The following is a 21,742-nucleotide window of genomic DNA, read 5'->3' on the forward strand; positions in this document are numbered from 1 at the left end:
ATTTGAAGCCAGTCCAGGCCGCCACCGCTTGTCAGTACCGGAGCCGGGGAGCTCTTCTCTTCGGGTGCCTCTGGCGCTCGGGAGGCGCTCTGCTCCGGCGCGGCGGCGGCCGCGGTCGGCGGAGCTACTGCCGACTCGGGGGTGAACCGGGTATCGGCACTTGCGGGGGCGGACAGGCTTTCGCGGGCGGCGGCAAGCACAGACCGAAGGGCAGACACCCTGCTGCGGAAGTCATTGTCGGCCGCGGACAGGGAGCCGATCAGAGCGTCAGCCTTATTCAGTGTGTCAGCGAGGGCGCTCGCCACGTTTTCTGAGTGCAGCGGCCTGCGGACGGCGGCCAGAGCACGGTGCTTGAGAGCCTCCAGGGCGGGTACATGGTTGACCGGCATGATGGGGGCACCGCCGACCGTGTCGACGGCCGTGCGGATCCGTCGGCGTAGCGCGGTGAGCGCCACTTCGTCGGGGGTGAAGGCCCATGCTCCCGTCGCCTCCCGGAGGATGCCGTACTGAATGTGGCCGTGGTGGATGGTCTGGTGTGTGGGTTGGCCATCTCGTTCCCCGTGGAGGGTGACGGTGCCGGTGTCGGATCGCTCAAGGCGAGTGAAGATGAACGGTTCGCCGACGAGGTCCGCATCCAGTGTGTAGCGCAGGGTGCCCGGCGTTCGACGCAGTCCCGGCACACGGATGAGGGCGCCGGGTTCTACGTCTCGCAGGAAGCTGGGTCGCCAGCCGTCCGGTGATGCTTCCTGCCGCGCTTCGAGATCGTTGAAGGCCCACTGGCGGACCTGGTCGGCATTGTCTGCCACCGGCGTTGTGTGTCCGTCAGCGGACAGGTAGACGAAGGCCTTGGGCTTCATCCGGATGATCGCGCCGAGCAGTCGGCCGGCTTCGTCGTGAAGGAGTTCGCCGCCGCGCTGCTCCAGGGCATTCGGCATGTCGAGCAGGGCGGTAGCTGTCTGCCGTTCGGCCTCCTGGCGCTGCGCGGCAGCCCGGCGCCGGTCCACCACGGTGATCAGCGTTTCACGTCGACGGCGGATCGCTGTCTCGTGCTCAGGGCTGCGCGCCGGCAGTTCGAGGTTTGCCAGTTCAGCGGCGATCTCGCTATCGGTGCGGTTCTGGGCGGCCGCAAGGAGCGGCCGCGCGTACCCGGTCTCGACGACCGGATCTGTCCAACGGGTGACGACGCCAGCGCGCCGCCGGCCGTATACGGAGGTGACCATGCGACTCGCGCCGTCCGCCGTGGTCAGGTTGAGGCCGTCGACCGCGGTAACGCGACGCCAGTAGCTGTCGCCGCGCAGGCAGATCTCGTCACCGGGCTCGAAGTCGGCGACGGACCACCGGCCCTCGTCGATCCGAAGGTGGCTCTGTGCTTGCCACTCAAAGTCCTGTGCAGTGAGGTCCTGGCGATTCGGTACCGGGTCCGCTTCACGGTCGACAGTGTTGGCGTGGACTTCGACGATGCGGCCCTGGGCGGCCAGGGTCCGCACCAGGATGTTGACGGCCTGCTCGCGGGCGCCTAGGCCGCCCGCCCGGGGTTCCGTCGTGCCTGTCTTGCTCTTGTTGACGAATCCTGCTGTCGTCAGTGCGGCCTTGGCCTGCGGGTCAGAGGAGGTCGGCCCGTGGATGCGGGTGCTCTGTTGGTTGTGCTCGACCCATAGCGGTTCGCGGCCGCCGTTCTGGTTGGGCTGGGTCTGCAGGTCCTGCCAGTGGCGGGCGACACGGCGTGCAGCGGCTTCAGGCGTCGGCCCGGTCAGGGTGGCGTTGCCCACGTGGATCGCCCAGGATCGGTCGCCCCGGTTCCCGGTCGCGATGACGGTGCTCTGGAAGCCGACCGTGAGTGTCTCGCGCCTCCAGGAGTAGTCTGCGCCTGGGTCGTCATTGCTCGTTACATGGGTGGTCCACCAGAAGCCCGGCATCCCGTCGACTGCTTCGGCGCCCTCGGGAGCCCCCTCCATCAGGTCAGCCGTAAGAGAATCGGATGGCTGGTCGGAAGCCTGCTGTTGACCAAGAGTGGTCGGCTGGGAAGGCGTTGCGGCATCAGACGGAATGTGCCGTCCTCGGCTGGCCAGCAGTGCGGTCAGCCTTTCAGCAGTGGTCTGGCGCTCCTCCTCGGTGCCGGGGAATTCCCAGTACAGGAATGGTCCCTTGCGCCCGCGGCCTCGTTTGCCACTGGCTGGGCGGCCGTAGACCGGTCGGCCTTGGCCGGCGACCTCGATGGCGCTGCGTGCCTCGAGATCGTCTTGGCTGGTCCCGTACAGGCGAGTGTGTTCGGGAGTGTGCTCGAAACGCAGGGTGTCGGTAGCAGGCGGCTGGGCTGGCCGGGTCAGGTGGTGGTGGACGGTGGCGATGTGACTGGCAGCCGCGTTGTCGGACCATTTCTGGGTGAGTTGGTCGTCACCGAGGTAGCAGCGGAATCGAGTCTTGTCGCGGGACGTGGTGTATCGCTCGGCGTGCCCGATGGGCTGGCCTTCGTGGTGGACGATGACCGTGTCGTCGCTGAGGTGCCAGAGGTAGCCGGGTAGGCCATCGATCGAGGAAGCGTCGACGGGCTGTGCGGGCAGGTTCGGAGGCTGATTCCACCGCGGAAGGTCCACGGCACCGGTGCCGAGCTTGGCTGTGCTGGCCGCGGGCGCCGCTGTGGGCTGTGGAGTGCGTGGTGCGTCGGAGGCGTGCGGGGATTGGGCAGCCTCGTCGTCGTTGATCTCTCGATCGGCGTCGGCCGGGACGGTGGGCGCGCCAGGCTGGGGGCCGGCCGCTGAGTGTGTCTCAGGCAGGCGGGCGGGAGTTTCCGCGTGAGTGTCGGCGTGCTCGGGCGGCTCGGCGCTCAGGCGGTCGGAGCCTTGCTGGGTGTGCGGAGTGCTGCTGGGAGACGTGCGGGCTGCGTTCGGCTCCGTCGCTGGCTGGGACGGTGCGGCGGCCGGGGGGAGCTCTTGTTGTGTGTCAGTGGCGGCGGCGTTTTCGGCTCGAGGGGTATTGGGGGCAAGGCTGCGAGGGCTGTCTCGCTTGCCGGTCACCGTCCGGTGGTAGCTGCCGATGTGGCTTTCCAGTGCGTCCAGGCCGGTTGTGTCGACGTCTGCGGGCAGGCTGGCCCGCAAGTCGATGCAGATCTGGGCGAGGCGCACCATCGGGTAGAAGTACTGCTGTCGAGCGAGGGGCAGCGTGAGATCTTCGGAAGCACTGAGGCTGTCGCCGGTCCAGGAGGCCAGGAAGTTCTCGGCCCGCAATCGCGCGGGGTGGGTGAATGGCAGGCGCTGCAGCAGGCGGTTGAGGTCTTCATCGGCGACGAGCGACGGAATCTGGGCGCGCAGGGTTGCTATGTCGACGGCGGCGCCGGGCGCCTCGGCGAGTGTGGACTTGTGAAGCTCGCTGAGCAGTGTGTCAAGGGGCGGGGCGTCGTCGGCGGGGTCGCGCACGGTGGCAAGGGTCCGCAGAGCGTGGTGTCGGGCGTGCTGGGCGAGTGAGGCGGCTTCGTCCGCAAGTCCTACGTGGTGGACTGCGAGGCGCTCGGCCGCGACATGCAGGTGCGACAGAGCGCCGATGAGCCCGGCGGGCCTGAGGAGGATGTCACGGGAGTGGGCGTAGGCGGCGATCACCTCGATGAAGAGGTCCGCGTGCACAGTGTGGTCAAGCGCGCCGGGCTGTGTGGCTGCGTGATGGAGCTGGTTCCAGCTAGCGTGCAACTCGGCCAGCGCGTTGCGCATTTCGCTTGCCAGCCGGTAGGGCGCGATGCCCTCGAGCGAGGTCTTCGTCAGGGTCGACGCGTCGGCCGGGAACGTGTTTTCGCTGGCTGCCAACCGCTTCTGATGATGTACGGCCAGACCTTCGAGGATCTTGAGGTCTGCCCAGATCTGGCGGTTGGTCGGGCGCACGTTCGTGGACAGCGTGCCGTGTAGTCTCTGCGTCGCTCGAATTGCCGCGGACAAGGCCTGGGTGTCTTCAGGCCGCTTGCTTGAGGCATAGGGCGTGAAGGCGGACCACTTCTTCGAGAAGTCTCGGTAGTCCCATTCACGGCTCTTCGGGTCGCGTGCGCGCAGCACGCTACGGGCCGCACCCTGCAAAAACTCGGTCGCCGCTTGGTGTTCGGCGTAGCTGCGGTACGGCTCGCTGGAGGCATTCAGGGTGTGGTGGATCCCGGCCCGTAGTGCAGCAACGGGGGCGGGGAGAGCTTCGCCGATCCGCGCCGCGAGACTGGTCGCCGGCACGAGTGGGCTGGGCATTTGGATCGAGCTGGCCAGCCATGTATCGAGGGTTTCGTCCCAGGTCTCGCTGTCGCGGGCGCTTCGCAGATTGGGCTCGGCCAGAGCAAGTTTCTGGATCGAAGCGAGCATCTCCCGTGAGGGGGCGGGGCCGGCCGTTTCGTCACGGACTGCTCGTATCAGGTGGGCGGTGTAGTCCTGGGCGACGCTGGCGAGGGCGACGGCCGCGGTCTCGATGTCGTGATGGGGCTGGCTCCCTTCCGTGGCGTGGTGGTGGGCGATTCGGTGCGCCGTGTGCGTCAGGGAGGCCAGCCGGTTGAGGTGCTCTGGCGTGGAGCGGGGCTGCGTGAGAGCCCAGCTTGCCAAGTCGAGGTCAAGGCGCAGGTCGGCATCAGCGTCGGGGTGGGCCAGCGCCTGACGGCAGGCTTCCAGGGCGGTCGATAGGTCTTCCTCGGACACTGCGGCCCGATCGTGTGCCGCCTGCGAGGTGATGGCTGCCAGTTCGGTGTTCAGGTTGAGATCGGCCCCGTGGGAGGCCTCCAGTCGCTGAACGTGCCGGGTGAGGTGGAGGTGAAGGACGTCGATGCCCTGCAGCAGCTCGCTGTGGCGGGGTTCGGGACCTTCCTGGTTGTTCAGCCAACGCCGCATGGCTTCGACCCGGTCGACCAGCTGGGTGTACTGAACGTGGAGGGCGCCCCCGTCGGGGTCGGTGGCGTGCCAGGGTGCCGTACGGGCTGTCTTCCAGGCCTTCTTGAACTTGTTCCACGTGGTCGATCGTTCGCTGACGAAGCCCTTGGCCTGCTGATTCCACCGGTTGGCCAGGGCATCGAGATGAGCGCGAGCGTCAGCAACGGCCTGGTGGCTGCTGTAGGCGAGGTGATCTGGGGGTGACTGAGGCAGAGGCTGATCGAGCAGGGTGAGGAGTTCCTGCTCTCCGAGTGCGATGAACTCCCGACGATAGCGGGGGTGAGCGAGCCACTCAGCGCGGAGGTCCGGATGCATGTAGGGATGGCCGAGGCGGGCTTGGCGGGCGAGCCAGGTGGCGAACGGGGCTGCTCCGCCCTGCACGACATGACTACGCACTTCTGCTTCGGAAGCAGCGAGTCGGACCAGGGACTGCATGTTGGCGGCCCGTGCGACGCTTTCTGCGTTGCCGTGCCGCAACCACTTGCCCGGGTCGATCTCGGTGTCCTGGCTCGGTTCCACATAGTCGGGGCGGAAGACGTTCGGGTCGCGGTCGCCGGCCAGCGCTCGTGCGAAGTGCACTTCCAGCGTGCCGTCTTCGTCCCACCTGTATCGGTTGTCGAGCCCGTTCAGTCGTCCCTCGAAGCCTGACAGCAGGGCTTCCTGCGCGAAGCGGAAGACCGACGACGGAGCGAGGGTGCGGCCGGCACCGCGTGCTCCTTCGGCATGAAAGGCGCGTATGACCTTCCGCTGTGCTCCGGCGGACGACCCGACGGTCGGGGGCGGTGGCTCGGCGGGGGCGCCCTGGGCAATACCTGAGAAAGCAAGGGCTGGGTCCAATGTCGCCGGAAGCTGCTCGACGAGATGCCGCTCAGGGAGGAAGAGTTCAGCGGGCCCCTCTGGGGTGTCGAGGTAGATGAGGGTGCCCCGTTGTTCCGTGCTGCCCAGCGTGCGCACGTGGTAGGCCGCCCTGCGCAGGATTCCCGTCGCTGCAAGCAGGTCGTCGCCGTCCGGGTGGCTGCCGGTAGCTGCCACGACACTGCCGACCTCCGCCTGCCAGGGGTAGAGGCGGACTCCGCCAAGGGGCCCCGTGGCAAGCGGTGAGGGAGGAATATCCTCATCCGGATCCAGGCGATGCTCCGCGATAGCCGAGTGATGATGCGACGAACGGAGGCTCTGCAGCAGCTTCTCGCGCAAAATCCGGGCTCTTGCCGAGGCATCGGCGAACGCGGCGCTGTTCGGGTGGTCCTCGCCGCGATCGTAGGCGGTGGCGAGCAGTTGCAGATCGCCGGCGATCCGGAGGAAATCCTCACGCACGCTGCCGCTTTGGCACTGCCCGTCCTGGAGCAACTTCATTGCAGTGCGGGCCCGTTTGTAGATGGCTGCAGCTCGAGGTTCCCCTGGGGGACGGCCCGTGTCGACGCCGCCGGGTGGCTTGGGCCATGCCTCGTTGTAGTAGAAGGCCCGGGCCAGGTCCCGAGCGTTCGGGGGCACGTCGGGACGGACGCGATAGTTGGCAGGCAGAGGATGGCTCAGGAACACCTCGGCGGGGACCTCACCGCTGCGCCCGTCATCGGCCTTCCAGCTGTACAAGCGCACACTGATCGGGTGCACCAGCGTTGGCGCTTGATCGTCGCCGAGCGGCCATTCGCGGATGTTGTAGGCGCCTTCGCTCAGGCTGTGTGCGGCACCGCGGACGGTGATCAATTGGCCGTGCAGGTCCGCGTTTCCCGGGCCCATCGCATCAGCCATTTCACGAGTGGCCCTTAGCCGGAGGGATACTTCTAGGCTGCGTCCTTGGTCCGAGTCGTAGACGGCTCGCCGGGTGGGTTCCAGCGCGTAACCGTCGATCAGATCTTGTTGGCGAACAGCCATGTCGTGGGCGGTGCGTTCGGCACGCTTCTCGCTGGCAAGGCGGTGGAGTCCTTCGGTGTCGCATCGGGGATCCGCCGCAAGGGCTGTCTCGACGGCATCGTCCAGGGCGCGGTGATCGTGCGAGCGCCAGAAGCGGGACATGGGTCCTGCCAGAGGAGCGTCCCAGGGGAAGGGATTCCCGGACCGGTCAGTGATCTGTTGGACGGCTTCGGCGGCGACGCTGGCGGCCTGAAGGCTTGAGAACCCGTCCGGGTGTTGGCCTGGGATGGGGGTGCATGTGCCTGGGAAGTACAGGTGCCACTGCGTGCTTCGGGGGGCGCGTGCGAGCAGTAGGCGCCCTTGTATGACCAGGTCGTCGGCGGCAACGAGTTCCTCGATGCTGCGCCGGCGTCGCTCGGTCATCTCCCCGTGGTCTTCGGGAGCTGCGAGTTCCGTGGAGTTGGACGTCAGGTGGGTGATCACGGCTTCGGTGTCGGGGAAGCGTGGCACCTGAGCGCCGGAGTGAGCGACGGCCTTGTAATGCGGCAGTTCCGAGAAGTGGGCGAGGGCTTCTTCCCCACGGAGACGGTTGAGTACGATGGGGTACGGGTCCGACTTCGTATGAAGGATGAGGGAACCGTCGCCGTCTTCGATGACCAGGTCCCCAGCCGCGACCAGGCCTCGCAGCCGACGCGTGACCTGGTCTCCAGTGAGGATCTCGCCACGACTGAGCTGGTAGGCGGTCCATGGATCGAACCACAGGGCTCGAGCTCGATCACCGGCCCTGGCGAATCGTCCAGTTTGCTTCTCCAGGTCTTGCTGCTGTACCGGCGACAGTTCCCTAGCCTGGCGGCGCATTGGTTCCCAGGCGTCGGGCTGGCGGCTGAGTACTTGGAGGTATCGGCTCAAATACTGGAACCCGGCCACCGCTTGATCGACGGTAGCCGTGTACTCGTCGGCCCACTGACTTGCGGCCGTGAACTCCTGCAGGGTGCGCGCTGCGTGCAGTGCGCTCTCACACTGCAACAGCAGATCCTGCGGCCTTGCCGCGGCGCGCTTTGCTCGCAGCAACGCTTTGTCGGCGCTGTGTAGGCAGGTCCATTCCAGCGGATGAGCATTGCGGAAGGCAGACTTCCATGCCCCTTCTTCTTTGGGCGTTGAGCTCTTGCGCCAGTCATCGCAGACGTTTGTACGGTCGATGACGCTGATCAGCAAGTCCAGAGCACGTCCGCGTGTGTGCCGCACTCCCCAGTGCTCACGCATCCCAGGGCGGCGAAGGGTCCCAGTGTCAGCTGCGAGCGCCGCGTCCCAAATCCGTTGGAGCAGGTCAGTGAGGACGGAGCCGACGGTGCCAGAGTCCAGCGTGTGTAGGACGTGCTCCCGGATCGCCTGTCCACCCTCGTTGGCCGGGAGGTCCGCCCCGGCGACCAGCCAGTCGAAGATTCCTGTGCTGATCAGTGCCTGATGTGGAGCGCTTAGGTCTGAAGCAGCCATACCTTCTTGGACTGCCGCATGGAGAAACCTGTCGCCCTCTGCTTTGGCTACGGCTTTCTCATAGAGCTCAGCAACTGCGGCCTCGCGGGGATCTTGAACTGGACTTGCGGGCGCCTGTTGCACCGACAGGTGCGAGGTAATGTCGCCCAGCCTTGGCTCTTGGCCAGCACGGATCATGGCCTCGTAGACATGGACTCTGAAGGCTTGGCGGAAGGTCGTCTCCGTGCGGGTGCTGGTTGCAACGGCCGTACGAAGACCTTCGGATGCCTGCTCAAGTTGGTTGGACAGCCAGTTGTTGATCGTTTCCTTGTCCCCGAAGCCGACAGAGTTGCCTTCCTGAAGCGCGGTGTTGAGCAGGTCTCTGACTTCGTCGATGTGCGGCTCGATCTCGGCTGGGAACCGTTCGGCGAGGGGGCTGGCCACGATGGTGCGGGCACCGGTTATGCGGATGCCGCCGTCCGGCTCGTTGCGCACAACGACCCGCTTGGGACTGTTCTGGGCGGCGTGCTTCGCCATGGCGAGCAGATTGTTGAGGTCTGAGCCGAGCATGTCGGCCACACCGCCGTTCGCCTTCGTGTGCTCGTACCAGCGGTTCGCATCAAAGGGATAGGGCGACAGATTCTCGGCCATCTCGTGTTGACGAGCCCAGATGTTTTGCTCGATGCCGGCCGGGCGCGGGCCGGTGGAGGCCGGGAGCATCCAGCCGTAGTCGGTGAGGATCCGTTCGGCCCGGCCGCGGTCGCGGCCATCAGTGGCATCGGCCAGTTGTTTGATCCGGAAGAATGCGCGGCGCAGCAGGTCGCTGGTGCCGCTCTGCTCGATGTCGTTGGTGGCGAGCTGGTCGAGGGCCTGGTGCAGGGATCGGTATTCGGCGGTGTGCCTCAGAGTGCTGGTGGGTTCGATGTCCCACTGGCTGACGAGCTGGTGCAGGATGCGGCCTGCTTCGCGGGGCCGCATGCTTGCGCGGGCACGGTGGAAGGCCTGCTGGGTGATCAGCTCGACCGCCGCGGACATCGTGGTGGTGGACTCGTCCGTCCGCAGGTCGGCGAGGACGTCGAAGGCATCAGGGTGGACGGCGAGCCAGGCCGCTGCCTCGCGCCGGAAGTCCGTGTGACTTGCGAGGTGGGCGGCACGCCGTAGGTTGGCGTCGTCGGCCATCCGTTGCGCGACCTCGTGGGTGGCCCGTCGAGCGACTTGGAGTTGCTCAATCTGACTCGGTGTGAGCTCAGCATTGAGCCGGGTCCAGGTGTGCGATGTAGGCGTCAGAGCGCGGACGCGGGGGTTGTCGGCATCGTGGCGCCGGGTGCGGCCGCCGGCCTCTTTGAGGGCAAGGAGGGCGTAGTGCAGTTCGGCGCCGGTCAGCGCCTGGGTGTCGGTGACTCCGGTCAGGACATAGCCCTGGTGAATCTTGTCGGTGTCACCGTCCCACGGGTTGCCGCGCATCGGCTCGGGCAGGCCGGCCAGGCGGCTGGGTCGGCTTCTATTCCAGGACTCGTGCAGGGTCGCGTCGCTCACCAGGCGGCCGAGGCGTTCCAGGTGCGTCTGTGCCTCGTCGAGGATGTGCCCGGCGAGTTCTGCGGTTTCCGGGGCCGAGTTCTCGGCAGCCGCGCGGGCAAGGCGGGCGAGTTCCTGAAAGTGGGTCGCGCGGGCCGTGACCTGCTCGAGAGTCGGGCCGCTGTCACGGAGGTCGTATCGCTCGGTGACGAGCGTGGTGAGCGTCGTCGTCCAGGCATGCAAGGCCTGGTCCTCCGCGCTGCCGGTGCGCGTGGCTGCGAGCTTCCACTGGGCGTAGCGGATCAGGACCGCGTCTTCACCGAGGTAGGTATCAGCGAGGCTGTCGTACGGCAGTACGCGTGCGGGCACGTCCGGCTGCGGCGTGAGGGTGGTGCGGGTACCGCTGGATCCGGTGATGGTCCATCCGCCATCGGCACCGCGCTCGGCGATCAGCAGGGCATCGCGCATCGCCGCAGCCTGGTGCGCCCACTGAGAGGAGTACTGGGCGAAGTTTTGGACGTCCCTGCTGACGGCGGCGCTGGCCTCCTGGTAGCCCCGATCCAGCTGATCCGCGATCTCCCGGCCGGTGCTCTGGCCAATGTGCTGGCCGGCGCGCGTGAGCTTGTAGACGAGATTGGCGCCGAGTTCAGCCAAAGCAGGCGGCCGGGGCAGTTCGGGGACGATGATGTCCTCATCCCTGGGGATCCCGAGCTCGTACTCGTCGGCGCCTTGGGCTGGCTCGCCGGTCCTTGGCCGCCCTCCCCCACCTGGGCGGGAGCTTTCCCGGCCGCTGGAAGTCTCCTGCTCGTCATCGTCGGCTAGCAGGGAGTCGACCAGGTCCTGCATCTCCTGGTCGGTCGCTTCCTTGGTGTCTCGGGGGTCGTCGTCGCGGTCGGGGGTGTTCGCAGCGGCCTCAGCGGCGATCAGGTCGGCCAGGTGCGCCTGCTCGGCGCGGGCGGAGGTGAGCGCCTCCGCCTGGTCAAACGGGAGATCTATCAGTCGGTGGGCTCGCTCGACGCTCGTCTGACGTCCGGCCAGCTCGTCACGTGCGGCCTCCAGTGCGCCATCTAGCTTGCCCAGCATCTTGGTTAGCCGTGCGACCCAGTTTCCGGTCGGTGCAGGGTGTTCCTTCGTGCCGATGGTCACAAGGACCTCTTCGCCGGGGACGCCCTCCATGGTGAACACCGCGGTGCCGGCCTCGGGAAACAGGCTGACGTTAAGCGGCACCCCGTCGAGGGTGGCGATGCTGCGACGCTCCAGGCCGCCCACGTCGAGCAGGAGATCACGCAGCTGTGCCTCAGTAGCAGGTGCCTCGCTGTCCCTGAGACGCAGACCGCGCCGGGTGCTGTCCTCCCGACGGTTGAGCAGGTCACTCAGGTGGTCAACGCTGCGCTTGCCAGCATCGATGACATCGTCCGCGTTGGCGATGATGCTGCGGTTGTGCTCGCGGGTGCGACGCCACCGGGACTCGGCCGCTTCTAGGCGGCGAACCTTTTTGTCGATCTTGTGCTTCTCGAGGAGCATCTCCTTGCCAGACCCGATGGCCTTCAGCTCGGCGATGTCGAAGGTGCTCTTGTTGAGATCGAGCTCCATCTCGTCGACCTGGCTCAGATCGATGTGGCCCGTCTTGTACTGGGCGATCATGCGGGCCTTACGCTCGCAGTGCTGCAGGCGCAGAGCCATCGCCGACATGTGCTTGATGTATTGGTGGATCTGGATGACTCGGTGCTGGTTGCCGGGACGCCAGATCCGCCACTGTTCTTGCTCGATCTCGTCTGGACGCCATCCGAAGGTGACCTGGTGCGCGGCGATGGCCCGGTCGGGTGCGTCAACCGCGACGCCGGCGGTTCCGCTGGAGCCGATCAGGACGCGGATCTCGCCGGTACGGAACTTCCTGAGGAGTTCTTCCTTCTTTGCCGCGCTGTCGCCAGCGTCCTGCATGTAGGCGATCTTCTCGGCCGGAATGCCTCCGGCGATGAGGCGATCGCGCATGTAGTCGTAGGCGCTCCACTTGCCCTTGCGTCGGTTTTCGACGTTGCTGACGCCGAGACTGCAGAAGATGAACTGGCCGGCCCCGGGGTTGGGGTGGAGGGGCGAGTCCGGGTCACTGCTGTCGGTACGGTAGCGGCGGTCCTTGTAGGCGTGGTCGATGCGCAGGACGTTGTCGACGACGGCGTCCAGGACGGTAGGCCCGTCGGCTTCCTCCCCGACCAGCTTGGGGTGGATGGCGTGCATCACCGCGTCGCTGATGATGCTCGGCATGATGTCGCCCTCGTCGGGCTCGCCTGCCTCGAAGCGCTCGATGCGACCAAGCCAGTTAGTGCTCATCCATTCGGATTCGCCCTCAGTGCGCGGGAGGACGTGGATCTGTGGCTTTCCACCTGCGATGGCGGGCCGGCCTTTGATCGTCACGTCGTGCTGGGTCCGCACGTCGGCCATGACGTGGTGCAGACGGACGTAGGTATTGAGGTTCGTCTCACGAAAGGCGCCGGGGCGTTCCTTGAACCGGATCTGACCGTTGGGCGCGATCTCGGGCTCGAGGACCGTCTCAATGAACATGCCGTTGAAGCTGTCAAGGTCATTGATGGCCACCTGCGGCAGCAGGTCGGGCCTGATGAGGTCGAACAGTCGGTAGAACTGCGACATCTTGTTCCGGGCGGGTGTTCCGGAGGCCCCGACGATCACGGCGTCCGGGAAGGCACGCCGGATGATCCATGCCTTCATGTCAAGGTCGTAGGCGCGTGCGGCGGGCGCGAGAGCGAGATCCGGCAGGCGCGTGGGGTAGGCGATGCCGAGGAAGTTCTGCACTTCGTCAACAAAGAGCGCGTCAATGCCGATGCGTTCGAAGGGCAGGCCCACGTCCCGGTGGATGAGGGCGTTCTTGCGGAGCTGCTCCACGAGCTTGGTGAGCATGGTTCGCAGCCGCTTGACCGTGCGGGCGCTGGGGCGATCGTCGGTGATGTCGCCCATGCCGGCCAGGGCGAGGTCGTCCCCGAGGATCTCAGCGACGAGGGGGTCGCGCAGGTCGTTGAGGAGTTCCTGCTCGAGGATGTCGCGCTCGGGGCTGCGGCCACGACTTTGCAGTTCGACAAAGGCCCTCAGGCGCGCGGAGACCGCTTCCAGATAGAGCTGCTGGGACTCGGCGGAGAGCGGAATCCGCTCAAAGACGGTGTACGGGACGATGACCGCGTCGAAGCTGCCATTGGCGATCTTTCCAATGAACGCCTGGCGGCGGGCCCGGGTCTCGGCGGCGCCACCTTGGCTGTTGAAGTCTTCCTGGGAGCAGACGAGGATCTTGGCGTCCTTGTACGCCCAGCGGGCTGCCCGTTCCCACTGTCCCAGAGCGTTGTTGGGTACGACGATCATGGGTTTGCGCGACAGACCGAGCTGCTTGCGCTTCATGACGGTCAGAAGGATCGACAGCGTTTTTCCGAAGCCGCCGTCGTGCTCCATCAGGAAGGACTCGACCAGGCCCCGGGCGACGGCGTCCTTCTGGTAGTCGCGGGGGGTGACGTCAGGGTTGAGACCGGGGAAGGTCAGGTGGGCGCCGCTTGGCCGGTAGGTGACGTGCGACCGGTAGTACCAGTTGTAAAGGCGAACCAGCTCCTCGGCGCGTGACGGTTCTTCCCACATGTAGTCGGCGAAAAGCCTGTTGATCTCATCGGCGCGGGCCTGGACGTCCTCGGTCGCAGATGCGCTGGGGGTTTTGCCGTCGCCGGTCTTGGTGGGGGTTTCCTCTTCGTCCTTGGCGGGTGGCACGAGGAGGCTCGCGCGACGCAGCATCCGTTCGACGATGGTGACGGCGTCCCACCGCGGCGTGCCATAGGTGTCGCGGTTGGTGCTGAGCTTGCGGGCATCGGGGGATGCCTCGATGCGCCAGTCCCCGCCGATGGCCCGGCTGACGTAGATCTCCCGGTGGCCGATGAGCGTGCGCAGGAAGCCTTCGACCCATTCGGGCCGCAGCATGGGGTCGCCGAGTTCGACGTCGATGTCGCCGGCTTCGGCATCGGAGGGGATGACTGCCTTGAGGGCCTCGATGTTCGCCCGGAAACGGTCGTCGCCCGCGTCCCGGTTGGCGCTCTCGGCGACATGGAGCTTGCCGCGGACGTGACCGGACAGGTAGCGGTCAGCCGGGATGACGTCGCCCGTCTTGGGGTCGTCGAAGACCAGTGTTCCGAGCTGGGTCCGGGCCTGGTCCGCGGGGATGTCGAGGAGCTCGGCGATGTAGGCGAGGTTGGCGGTTCCGCGCTGGTTCAGGCTGATGGCCAGGGCCTCGGCCGGTGTGCTCGCGCGGGTGGGTGTGTCGCTCGGCCGGTCCTCGTGCTCGAAGATGCTGCTCTTGCTGGCTGTGCCCGTCTTGCGGTCGTAGACCTCCAGTGCCATGACGGCCGGGCCGAGCGGGTCGAGCCGGAAGTGCCAGCGGGCGCTGCGAGGCTTCATCGCCCGGTTGAGCGGGCCGTGGGAGGTGGCGTAGTGGTCGTAGACATCGTTGAGCTGCGCCCTGGCTGCTTCCACTGCCTCGGGCGGAGCTTCGTCGGTGGCCTGGAGGTCGACGAGGGTGCGGTACTGGTCGCGCAGTGCGAGGAGGTCGTTGAGCTCGGCGCGCTCGGCCAGGTCGTGCTCGAAGGGCACCAGTTGTCCGCTGCGCAACGTCAGGAAAGCGTCGTTCTCCTGGATGATGGAGCCTTCGTGGGCGCTGAGGTCGGTGCCGAACCGTTCGATGGCCTGCTGGATCCGCTCGGCTTCGGCGTCGACGGCTGCCCGCTGGGCTGGGTCGGCGGGCTGGTAGGTCAGCTGGGATGCCTGGGCCTGTTCGATGATGCGCTGGGCAGCCTCAGTGACCTGGCGGGCTGTGTGGGCAAGGTCGTCGGGGATGACACTGAGTTCAGGGCCGTGCTGGCCCGAGACCATAGCGTGGGTGCCCAGGACTTGCTCGGGATGCCGGGCGAAGTAGCTGCTGATCCTGGCGCTTCCGCCCTCTAGGGGCACGATCTGTGTCGGTATGGGGTCCCAGCCGGCCGGTTCCTTGCCGGGTTCGCGGACGCGGAGGAAGACGATGTCGCCAACGGCCCGGGTGCCTGCGCTGCCGGCGAAGGCCCCGGCGGGAAGCCGGATGGCGCCCAGGAAGTCGGCGTGCTGGGTCATCTCGCGCCGGGCTTCGTCCTTGAGGCTGTCGAGAGTCCACCGCGAGGTGATGACGGCGATGATGCCGCTGGGACGGACGTGGGCGAGCAGCCAGTTCAGGGCGTGGTTATGGATCGACAGGCCGAGGGGGTTGTGGGCCGGGTCGGTCAGTGTGTAGTCGCCGAAGGGCAGGTTGCCGAGCGCGCCGTCTGCGTAGTCGCGGGGCAGCTGGACGTCCACGAAGGAGGAGGGGTGGACGGTGGCTTCCGGGTTCAGGCGCTGGGCGATGCGTGCGCTGGCGGGTTCGAGCTCGATGCCGATCATGCCGGGGGCCAGGAAGGTGCCAGTGCCACAGCCGAGTTCGAGGAGGCGGGCACCGGCGGGTACGCCGAGGGCCGTGGCCGCGGCGCGTATCGCGTCGGCGATCGCGGGATCGGTGAAGTGCGCGTTAGGGGTGGATGCGGCCGCGGCGTCGTACTCGGCCGCGCTGAGCAGCTTGCGCAGTTCAGTACGGGTTGCTTGGTGCTCGGGCTTGGCTTCGTTGAAGACCTCCGAGACGCCGGTCGCGCCCCAGGAGGTGTATCCCTCAAGGACCTGCTGCTGTTCCTCGGTCAGTGGCTGATCGTCGGGGAGCTGAGAGAGCAGACGCAGTGCGTCCAGGTTGCGGGCGATGCGCAGATGCGCCGGGACCGGCTGCTGGAGGGGGCGGTGTGGGGTGCCCTGGGGCTGATTGTCGGGGGTGGAGTTGGTGGGCAACCCTGCGCTCCTTTCCAGAGAGTTGTCAGAGGGCACGGCCGAGGGCGCGGAGTTCGTCCAGGGAGGTGCCGAGCGGGGCGAGGAGTTCGGGCATGAGCTGGAGGGCCTGGAGGAGTTCGGCGTCGCTGGTCTCGCTGACGGTGCGGTCGCCGTCGAGCAGGGTGCGGATGGTTTGCTGCCGCTGCGAGAGGCGGGTGTCGAAGTCGCTCAGGCGTGCCTGGTGTGCGGCCGGCTCGGTGTGGGGCTGGGCGGTGTCGGTTTCGGGGGGCAGCTGGATCAGGTCCTGCATCACGGTGTGCTCGGCTTGTCGGCGCAGGAGTTGGAGCAGGCCGGCTCGCTTGGAGTGGTTGGTGATGTCCGGGGTGAGGTGGATTTCGGCGAGGGCGTCCCAGACGGCGATGACGCGGTCCTGTACGTCTTCGCCGAGCTGCTGGTAGAAGGAGTCGGGGTGGGCGAGGTTGGCGTGGGTGCGCGGGAGCCAGCGGCGCCAGTAGGCCTGGGCTTCGAGTGCGTAGTTGGTCACGGCTGTGGCTCCTCTGGGCTCCGTGGTGATGCGAGGGTGTCAGGGTTTGGCATCTGATTCCCGGGTGCTTCCCGTGGGGCGGGAGGAGCGCGGTTTTTTCTTCTGAGTGGGTCGCCAGACGGGAAGGGCGCCTGGCTGCGCGGCTGTCGGGGCGGGTCACACGGGTTCGGCAGCGCGGGCCTGTTTCGTGTCCCGTGCGGTCGTGGGAGTGGTGGCCGAGAGCTTCAGTGCCGGTGCGGAGTGGCTGGCCGGGACGGGGTGCTGGTGCCAGAACCGGGCAAGTTGTCGGCCGCCGCACACGATGGCCAGGCCCATAGTGATGCCGCAGACGGCGAGTACGGCGGGGAGGACGTGCAGCGGGACAAGAGCCACGACCAGGCCAGCCAGCGGGTAGGGAAGCAGGCCAATGACCCACAGGACGCTGACGGTGGCGCCCAGGGCATGACCGGGTATGACCAGCGTTCTCATCGTGCGCAGGACGACATTGGCCGCGCACTCCCCCGCCACGATGGCGGTAGCGGCTACCGCGAAGGCGGCGAAGGTCCCGACCGTGCCAGCCACGACGGAGGCTGCGGCGAGGAGGATGCCACTGGGTATGAGGAGCGGTGCCATTCCCCAGCGGTCGATTCCTCGGCGGGTGATGGAGGTGGTCAAGAGGGTTACCACTGCTGCCGCAGTCCACATGGTGCCCAGGTCGGTTTCGGCCTTCTGGTACTGGTGAAGGGCGATTCCGGGTGCGGAGGCGAGCAGGATGGCGACCAGGATCTGGACGGCGCCCATGACGACTGCGATCCAGGCGATGACGGGGGTGCGTAGCATGCGCCACCCCACGGCCATCGACTTCAGCGGGCTCTGCGGTAGGTGTTCCTCGTTGGGCTGGGGACGGCCGACCCTGAGCAGGGGCGCTCCGCATGTGGTGGCCATGGAGAGGAGGGCGACGGCCGCAAGGGCAGCCACTGGGTGCTGGGTGACGAGTGCGGCGGCACAGAGGGGGCCTATGAGCAGGGCTGCCTGGTCGATCTGCATCTGGCGTGCCTGGATGCGGTGGACGTCGTGGCCAGACTGCACCTGGGTGCCGATGACCTCGCAGGAGAGGAAGGAGAACTCGGCAAGGACTCCCCCGACCGCTCCGAAGACGATCACGGTCCACCACTGCTGTGGGTGCAGTAGGAGGAGCCCTATGACCGCCAGGGTGAGGACGGCCCGGAGCAGTGAGGCGGCAAGGAGGATGGTGCGTCCTCCGATGCGGTCGACTAGGGCGCCGGCCATGGGGAGTATCGCGATGCGGGGCAGCCACTCGGCGATGAATGCGATGCCGGAGTGGCTCACGCTGCCGGTGATGGCGAGGACGATCAGGGGCAGCGCGTATTGGGCGATGGCGGTGCTGAGCGCGTCCGTGGCGCGGAGCAGGTTCGTGCGGTGGAGTTCACGCATGATGTGACGCGTACGGCCGGGACGGGCGCACGCTCGTCCCTTTCTGTGGACGGGGAGGGCTGCAGACGCCGAGAGTGCGAGCAGTCGGCGTCAGCCGGTTCGGTGCTCGCGGACTTCTCTGAGTGTGTGGGGTGCGTGTTCGGCTGCCGTGATGGGAGGAGGAGGCGTGCTAGTTGCGGTCGGCGCCTTCGTGGCGGCAGCCCTCTTGGGGGTGGCGGTGTGTCCGAAGGCGGACGTGTAGAACCATCGGCCGGCGCTCATGTGGGTTTGCCTCCTGGGGTCAGCGACACCTGCGGCGGGGCTGGGCGGTTTCACCGTCTTCAGCGCGTGAACGGTGAGCAACCGTGTGCGGGGTGATTCGTGCTGACTTCCCGCCTGGCGAGCAGCGAGTTTCTCGGTGTCTCGCTGGACGGGACGACGCGTCACCGAGCAGGCATGGCGATCCCGTCGCCATGTGGCCGGGCGCCGGAGGGGACGTGATTAGGTGTGCTGGCCGACGGTGAGCGGCAATGATGGTCCCAGGGTGGGAAGAGGGTGGTGTGTATCCCGCCCACCGGGCCTTCGGCGTATGTGTGTGGGCGTGTGGCGTCTGCTCGCTTCCCTTCTGGCGGGAAGCTGGGGGGAGGTTAACCGCCAGGCGGTAACTTCCTCGTCGAATCTTCGAGCAGCGTCAGGTGGCGTTCGTGGCGCTCCGTATCCACGCAGAAGTCATCTCTGCCAGCTGACGTGCGGGAACGGTCAACGGTCCCTAACCCGAGGAAAGTTCCGCGGGCCATTCAGCTACGGAACGTGTCCGGAAGTTTGACCTCCGGTGCCCATTTCTTCTAGATCCGCGGCCGAGATGCGACAACGATGGAGGGCATACAGCGAGCCGCTCGCATATGTCGGTGGCCGTTTTCTCGGGGAGGCTGACAGTGAAGGAAGCGGTCGATCGCGCAACAGGTGCCTCGGCGCATGCGAAGGTGTTCCGGGTCCTCACAGCTCTGGAGGAACTCGGTCCCGGGGCTCACGAGTTGCGCCGGATCACGTCCAAGTCAGGCCTTCCCCGCTCCACCGTCCAGCGCATCCTTGCCTGCGGGGTAGAGGAGGGACAGATCGAGCTACGCGGCCAGGGCCTGTACAGCATCACCCCGCACAGTGGCGCGCTTCGGGGCCTGCGACTGCCGCAGGTTGCCTCGCAGGGCGCCGATCCTGACCTGACCCAGCTGCAGCGGCAGACCGCTCAGGTCGTTCTGCTGTTCGTCACTGTCCCACTGGCACGCCGCCTGTGGGTGGACACTGTGTACGGTCGGCGCTACGACTTCGTGGAGGCACTCACCTCCGAGGACAGTGCGGCCCTCGAGCTCTCTCCTCTGTCGGCGGACGCCGCCGGGCTTGTGATCAGCGCGCACAGCGAGGACGAGACCGTCAGCAGCCGGTTCCGGGAGATCCAGGAACTGGGTACGTGCTTCACCCGGTCCCCGCTGCCGGGCTGGTCGATGATCGCCGCTCCGGTGTACGGGCGGGCTGGCCACGTCGAAGGGGCGCTGGCCCTGCTCGGCCAGCACCCCAGGATGTTTTCGGAAAAGACCCGCTTCTCCTACGAGGTCCTGCGTACAGCCGCCCGGGTCAGCCGGCGCTCGGAGAACGCGCTGCGGCCCGTCCGCTCGTCCTCGCAGCTTGCTCCGGTCGCCTGAGGGGAGAACGGCCGGCGGCGGTGTCTCCGACAGGTCCGAGGCGCAAACGGACTGTCGGTCACCAGCCGTGATGGGCGTGTTGGCGCGCCGCCGTGGGCTCCTCGGACTCGGGATCGGCAGCACCTTCCCGTTCGATGACTGACATGGTCACAGCCCTGAAGCCATGGTCACGCGCATGGGAGGGAATGGCAGTGGTCAGTAGGGCGGACGCGTAGCCCTCCGCCCCCACGAGGATCTCCCGCACCACGCCGTCCTCGTCGTCTGGATACTCAGTCGGCTGTGCCAGCAGGTCAGGGACCTTGCGCAGGTATGCCTCCTCGAGATCCGGGTGGCGTGCGATCTCCTCGCGGATGCGTCGCAGCTGCGGATCGGTCTGAGTGTTCTGGAAGACCAGGGCGAACTGCGAGAGAGCCGGCAGCATCCATGAGTCTCGCCACTTACCCAGCATGTGCGGAGCATCCGGGTGGAACAGTGTCCATCGCAGGGTGTTCACCGTCGGGTGGTTGAGCGGGTGTGGTGAGACTGCCTCGAACAGCCGGAAGTACGCGTCGTTGGCGGCCACCACGTTCCACGCACCATCGGTGAGGCAGGCCGGGTCGCTCTGACGGTGGATGTGAACGTTGGCCCAACGCTCAGTCAGTTCCAGAAGGCGGGCATTGCCCGAGAGGGCGCCGGGCAGGGGTACCAGGTGACCAGTCAGCCGGTAGAGCTGCCGACGGCCGACCTCGTCAAGGTGCAGAGCTCGGGCCAGATCATCCAGGCGTGTCCGCGGGATCGCCTGCCGCGCACTCTCCCAGACCCTGTACTGGCGGTCGCTCATGCCCAGTTCGAGGGCAGTTTCCTCCTGACCCATGCCTCGTGCGTCCCGCGCATTTACCAAGAACGCGGTGAGACCTGGAGCCAGCGGCAGATCACGGCGTTCCTCCCGTCGCTCGTCGGAGCTGCGAGGCGTGCACCGGTCGGCCGTGGGGCGCATCATCGGGACACGCAACGCCGATGCGGCGCGCGGTGATTGGCTTTTAAAGAGAATCGAACCTCTAGACATGCATCCCCCTGTACTGGTGCCGCATTGCGGCGGCATCGCGGCCCGGGCGCACCACGTACGTCAAGCGCCGCTGTCGGCGTTTGCTCCATCCACGCGGGCAGTGCGAGGCCGAGATGCACCAGAACACTCAGGGCGACCGCGCGGCTGTCGGAGACTGTTCCGTCTCCTGCGGCCGGCAATGGCTGGCTGACCATGGCGGTTCGTTCTCCCGAGCGCGATGCCGTGGTGATCCTGGCACCGGCGCCCCTGGGCACAGGCCGGGCAGTCGCTCGGCAGCCGAAGCAACGAACGCCGCGTCGACGGGCGTCCGCCCGGTTGACTGTCCCGGCACCCACACTCCAGCGCTCCCTCGTGACGGCGGAGACCATCCGCCGATGAGCCTGTTGGCTCACTCGACTGCTCCAGCCGCTTCGGGAGCTCCGTGCCACCTGTATCGCGTCCTTCAGTCCTCTACTGCGTTGGAGATGACGCCAGGCGAAGGCGCATCCCATCAAGTCCGTTGGATGAGCGACTTTGACCTTATGCGGACCCATCCCGATCTTGTCAAGTAGATTGGATGGTCGGATGGCATTGATGATCCACTATCCAACCAAGTAGATTCGGGTGGGACACAACGGCTGCTGTCCCTGGCTAGGAGTAGTGATCCGACGAGATGGGTGAAGCACCCACCAGCCGCGGGACGGTCGCCGACCGCCTGACGTGGCTAATCAAGAACCGGTACCCAAACGGCACCGGCCCTTCGACGTATGAGGAGATCGCGAGCCGCAGCAGGGAGTTGCCCGCCCTCGGCAAGGAGGGAGGAGAGAAGGGCATCAGCCCCCAGACAGTGCTGAACATCGCTTCAGGCAAGGTAAAAAACCCGGGAGTCCAGACGCTGACGACCCTGGCCCGTGTCTTCCGCGTGAAGGTGAGCTACATCCTCGGCGAGACGGACGAGCCAGCCGCGGAGGACGGGAGTGGTGGCGTGGCCCTCGATCGCCTCGCTACGCAGCTGGACTACCTCTTCAAGGTAGTGATCCCCGATGGCCGAGGCCCCTACACGGAGGCGGAAGTCGCGGACGCCATCTCCGAACGCGGCTGCACCATCGCAGAGTCCGACATCCGCGACCTGCGGACCGGCCAGGGCACGGCCGATCCCTCTCACGACCTGCTTGCCTGCATCGCAGACTTCTTCATGGTCCCAGTTGGCTACTTCAAAGACCCGGCAACCAGCAAGAAGGTGTCCGAAGACCTGGAGCTGCTCAGCGCGCTGAAGAGCGTCGGAGCCCGCAAGGTCGCCATGCGCGCCATGGCTGACCTCGACGAAGAGGACTGCCAGGTTCTCGTGCCGATGATCAAGCATCTAGGTGAGGCTGGCCGACGGCAGCGGATGTGACAGATCCAACAGGCTGGGCGGCCTCTGTACCGCTCGGCGATTTTCTGCCAACTCGGCTGAAGTAGGCTGCTAGTTCGCGCCTTCCGA

General features: G+C 66.8%; 6 protein-coding genes (1 of these 6 only partly in view). 2 read left to right on the forward strand and 4 right to left on the reverse strand.

Annotated features, from left to right (window positions below; translation table 11 throughout):
* From ACWC0C_RS19110 to ACWC0C_RS19120, 3 genes are all read right to left on the reverse strand, one after another.
* On the reverse strand, positions 1–15,602 hold the 5' portion of the coding sequence (locus ACWC0C_RS19110) for a hypothetical protein (RefSeq protein WP_450864935.1). The gene continues 15,370 nt to the left of window position 1, outside the view; 15,602 of the gene's 30,972 nt are visible here — the first part of the coding sequence; the start codon lies at positions 15,600–15,602; its stop codon lies beyond the left edge, outside the window.
* A gap of 25 nt (positions 15,603–15,627) precedes the next feature.
* Positions 15,628–16,125: a hypothetical protein gene (locus ACWC0C_RS19115; RefSeq protein WP_450864936.1), complete on the reverse strand. Its 498-nt coding sequence runs from the start codon at positions 16,123–16,125 to the stop codon at positions 15,628–15,630.
* A gap of 156 nt (positions 16,126–16,281) precedes the next feature.
* Positions 16,282–17,559, reverse strand: coding sequence for an MFS transporter (locus ACWC0C_RS19120; protein WP_450864937.1), 1,278 nt, complete (start codon positions 17,557–17,559; stop codon positions 16,282–16,284).
* Between the two features lie 914 nt (positions 17,560–18,473).
* Here ACWC0C_RS19120 and ACWC0C_RS19125 point away from each other — a divergent pair.
* Complete coding sequence (locus ACWC0C_RS19125) at positions 18,474–19,235, forward strand: helix-turn-helix domain-containing protein (RefSeq protein ID WP_450864938.1); 762 nt, start codon at positions 18,474–18,476, stop codon at positions 19,233–19,235.
* A gap of 58 nt (positions 19,236–19,293) precedes the next feature.
* Here the strand turns inward: ACWC0C_RS19125 and ACWC0C_RS19130 are convergent, their stop codons facing one another.
* Positions 19,294–20,316, reverse strand: coding sequence for an MmyB family transcriptional regulator (locus ACWC0C_RS19130; protein ID WP_450864939.1), 1,023 nt, complete (start codon positions 20,314–20,316; stop codon positions 19,294–19,296).
* Positions 20,317–20,932: 616 nt separating this feature from the next.
* Between ACWC0C_RS19130 and ACWC0C_RS19135 the strand changes: the two genes are divergently transcribed.
* Positions 20,933–21,655, forward strand: coding sequence for a hypothetical protein (locus ACWC0C_RS19135; RefSeq protein ID WP_450864940.1), 723 nt, complete (start codon positions 20,933–20,935; stop codon positions 21,653–21,655).
* Positions 21,656–21,742: the final 87 nt, after the last annotated feature.

Source organism: Streptomyces sp. NPDC001709, from assembly GCF_053596375.1.